Raw genomic sequence first — 3,898 nt, 5'->3', positions numbered from 1 at the left:
CCCCGCCGCGCCGGGGGGGCCGGGGGGGCGGGGGGGGCGGGGGGGGGCGCCCGGGCCCGGGGGGGGGCGCCCCCCCCGAGACCGGGGCCGGGCACCGGCTCGACCTGATCGCGCTGGTCGTACCCGAACAGGCCGCCGCGGAGCCCGGTCTCGACCGGAACCTGTCACCCGAACACCTGGACATCGTCGAACGGTGCCTGCGGGCACCCGAGTCGATCGCCGAACTCGCCTCGGGCCTCGACCTGCCCGTCGGAGTCATCCGTGTGCTCGTCGGCGACCTCGTCGACGACGAACTGGTCTACGTAACCCGCCCCGTTCCGCCGGCCGAACTGCCGGACGTGAACATTCTCCGCGAGGTGATCAATGGCCTTCGGGCGCTTTAACCCCTCCGGCGCGTCCGGACCCGCGGACGCGTCCGGGAACTCCGGTACGCCCGGTGAACCCGGCGCCGCGGCACCCTCCGACGCGGACGGCCCCGGCGGCCGTGACGGTTCCGGCGTCTTCGCCGGCTCGGCCGGTTCCGACGCCTCCGAGGGTTCCAGCGGGCCGGGCTCCGTGGAGGCCCACGCGGGCCGAGAGGCACGCCGTGCCCACCCGGTGACTCTGAAAATCCTCGTCGCGGGCGGATTCGGGGTCGGCAAGACGACCCTCGTCAGCGCCGTGAGCGAGATCAGGCCACTCCGGACCGAGGAGATGCTGTCCGAGGCCGGGCGGCCCGTGGACAACGTGCAGGGCGTCGAACGCAAGACCACCACCACCGTCGCCATGGACTTCGGCCGGATCACCCTGCGCGACGACCTGATGCTGTACCTCTTCGGCACGCCGGGCCAGGACCGCTTCTGGTTCCTGTGGGACGAGCTCGCCCAGGGCGCGCTCGGTGCCGTCGTCCTCGCGGACACCCGCCGCCTCGCGGACTCGTTCGCGGCCGTCGACTACTTCGAACGGCGGGGCATCCCCTTCACCGTCGCCGTGAACCACTTCGACGGCGCTGACCGCTACCCCGCGGAGGCCGTACGGGACGCACTCGACCTCGACGGGGGTGTCCCCCTGGTGATGTGCGACGCGCGCGACCGAGAATCGGTCAAGGAGGTCCTGGTGAAGGTCGTGGAACATGCCATGGCCCTGGAGGCCGGGCCGCTCGACCATGTCCCGATCTGACAGGTTCACGAAGACCCCGGAGCCCGGCTCGCACTGCGCGAGCTGCGGCACCCGCTACCCCACCGCCACCGGCTGGCCCCGCACCTGCCCGGCCTGCGGCACCACGGCCTACCGCAACCCGCTGCCCGTCGCCGTCGCCCTGCTCCCCGTCACGGACGAGCAGGGCGCCGCGCTCGTGGCCATCAGGCGCACCATCGAACCGCACAGCGGCGGCGTCGCCCTGCCGGGCGGCTTCATCGAGGCCGACGAGGACTGGCGGCACGCCGTCGTACGGGAACTCCACGAGGAGACCGGCATCGAGGCCGCCGAGGAGGACGTCCGCCTCGCCGACGCCCTCAGCTCGCCCGACGGCCACCTCCTGCTGTTCGGCCTGCTCCCGGCCCGCCGCGCCGACCTCCTGCCGCCGTCCCGCGCCACGGCCGAGACCTCCGGCACCCAGCTCCTGCACGCGCCGGGCGAGCTGGCGTTCCCCCTCCACACGACGGTGGTGCGCAACTGGTTCGCGGGCCGCTACCCGCCCCAGGCACCCGAGGCGTACTGACCGCGGGCGCCGGTGCCATCAGGGCAGCCGGCGGGCGGGGGCCCGCCGGCGCCGGACCGAACGGCCCGCCGCACCTCACTGCTCCGTGCCGCGCACCCGTACCGGCCACCGCGGGCTCTCCGTGCCCCTCTCCGTCACCCGCGCCACCCGCACCTCGCCGCCCCGCAGCCGCGTCGTATACCGCTCCGTCTCCGGCTCCTTCCAGCCGTCGCCGGGGTCCCGCACCACGAGACCGCCGCCGGTGCGGCCGGGCGCCGGAGCCCACGCCTCCAGCGCGAGCCCGCCCCCGGCGTCCCGCACCGGCAGCACCGACCCCGCGCGCGCCAGCACCGGCAGCCGCGACAGGGGCGCCGCGAGCCGCACCGGGCCCGGCCCCTCGTACGGCCTCTCGTCCGCCGTGTCGTACCACCGCCCCCGCGGCAGCTGTACGAGCCGATGCCGCGTGCCCTCCTCGAACACCGGTGCCACCAGCAGCGCGTCACCGAGCAGGAACGCGTCGTCGCACTCCCGCAGCGCCCGGTCCCGCGGCTGGCTCCACCACAGCGGCCGGACGTAGGGGGCGCCGGTCGCCCCCGCGAGCTGCGCCAGCGTCACGAAGTACGGCAGCAGCCGCTCCCGCTCGAGCAGCGCGGCCCGCGCGTGCTCCAGCACGTCCGCGCCGAACTCCCACGGCTCCCCGCGGCCCGCGTCGAACGCCGCGCGCGTACGGAACAACGGCAGCCAGGCGCCCAGCTGGAACCAGCGCAGATACAGCTCGGCCGACGGGCTCCCGTCGAAGCCGCCCACGTCGGAGCCCGCGTACGGCACCCCGCACAGGCCGAGCCCCAGCACCAGCGCCAGCGACGCCCGCAGCCCGTCCCAACGGGACGCCACACCCCCCGACCACGCGCCGCCGTACCGCTGCATCCCCGCCCAGCCGGAGCGCGAGAACACGAACGGCCGCTCGTCGGGACGCGACCGGCCCAGCCCCTCGAACGCGGCACGCGCCATCGCGAGCCCGTACACGTTGTGCGCCTCCCGGTGGTCCCCGCCCCGCCCCTCCAGCGCGTGCCGCGACGAACGCGGCAGCGTCCGGCCGCCGAACGGCGCGAACGACACCGGCTCGTTCCCGGTGTGCCACACCCCGGAGAAGCCCTGCGCCAGCCGCTCCTCGTACAGCCCGCCCCACCACTGGCGCACCGCCGGCGCCGTGAAGTCCGGGTACACGCACTCGCCCGGCCGTCCCACGCCCCGCACCTCGCGCCCGCTCGGGTCGCGGACGAAGGCGTCCAGCGCCCGGCCCTCCGCGTACACCGGGTCACCGGGATCGGCCCGTACCGCCGGATCGACGATCGACACCAGCCGCGTCCCCCGCGCCTTCAACTCCTCGGCCAGGCCGGGCAGATCGGGGAACCTCTCCCGGTCCACCGTGAACACCCGGCGCCCGTCGAGATGGTCGGTGTCCAGATGCACCGCGGACAGCGGAAGCCCCCGCTGCCGGTACCCCGCGACGATCCGCCGCACCTCCCGCTCGCCGCCCAACCCGAAGAGCACGTGCTGCGGCCCGAGCGCCCAGGCGGGCGGCGGCACCGGAGCACCCGTCAACCGCGTCCAGCAGTGCAGCACACGGGTGGGCGTCCCCGTCATCACCCAGCAGCGCAACGGACCACCCTCCATCCGCAGGTCACTGGTGCCCGGCCGGTCGTGCCCTGAACCCGCGCCCTCCCGGCCCTCCCGCAGGGTGACCCGCCCCTCCCACGTGTTGTCGTGGAAGACGAGATGCGTGCCGCCGTCCGCCACCACCAGCTGCACCGGCATCGTCAGATGGAGCGGGTCCCCGGCCGCCCCGGACCCCGAGGGCCTGGGGTCCGTGTTCCAGAGCCGGTACGTGCCGTCCCGCAGCCGGGGCCCCGAGGCCCGCCCGCCGAGACCGAAGAACCGCGCGTCCGCCGCCACCTCCGAGCGCTGCGACCACCGCGCGGGAGGCCCGTCCGCCGTCTCCCACCAGCGCGGCGGCAGCTCGCGGCGGAGCACGACTCCGCCCGGCGTCCGCACCTCGACCCGCCCCTCGCGCGACACCGCGACCAGCACCCGCTCCGACACGACGCGCCAGCCGCCGTCCGTGTCCGGCTCCAGCACGGCCCGCGGATCAGCCTCGGGAACCGGCCCCGCCAGCGCGTACGAGGGCTCGGGCAGCGCCCCGTCCCACCCCCAGAAGAC

The 3,898-nt window shown here is 75.7% G+C and carries 4 protein-coding genes; 3 read left to right on the top strand and 1 reads right to left on the bottom strand.

The annotated features are described in order from the left end of the window. The 3 genes from LCE31_RS37705 to LCE31_RS37695 form a co-directional block, all read left to right on the top strand. On the top strand, window positions 1-383 hold a 383-nt coding region (locus LCE31_RS37705), incomplete at its 5' end, for a DUF742 domain-containing protein (RefSeq protein WP_225022632.1). Window positions 384-597: 214 nt separating this feature from the next. Then, window positions 598-1,158 carry a GTP-binding protein gene (locus LCE31_RS37700; RefSeq protein WP_308042401.1) on the top strand — a complete coding sequence of 187 codons (561 nt, stop codon included), beginning with the start codon at window positions 598-600 and terminating at the stop codon, window positions 1,156-1,158. Then, the gene (locus tag LCE31_RS37695; protein WP_225022629.1) at window positions 1,145-1,699 is read left to right on the top strand and encodes an NUDIX domain-containing protein; all 555 of its coding nucleotides are present in this window, start codon (window positions 1,145-1,147) and stop codon (window positions 1,697-1,699) included. Before LCE31_RS37700 ends, LCE31_RS37695 begins: the two co-directional genes overlap by 14 nt. Window positions 1,700-1,774: 75 nt before the next feature. On the opposite strand, the gene LCE31_RS37690 is transcribed toward LCE31_RS37695, so the two are convergent. Beyond that, window positions 1,775-3,898: glycoside hydrolase family 31 protein (locus tag LCE31_RS37690; protein ID WP_225022627.1), on the bottom strand; the 2,124-nt coding region annotated here is incomplete at its 5' end.

The sequence above is a fragment of the Streptomyces sp. 8L genome (genome assembly GCF_020176795.1).
In the GTDB taxonomy this organism is placed as follows: domain Bacteria; phylum Actinomycetota; class Actinomycetes; order Streptomycetales; family Streptomycetaceae; genus Streptomyces.
This window is presented reverse-complemented; position numbering and strand designations above follow the sequence as displayed.

Coding starts and splice junctions, on each gene's coding strand:
- LCE31_RS37695 (WP_225022629.1), top strand. CDS start 1,145: ATGTCCCGATCTGACAGGTTCACGAAGACCCCGGAGCCCGGCTCGCAC.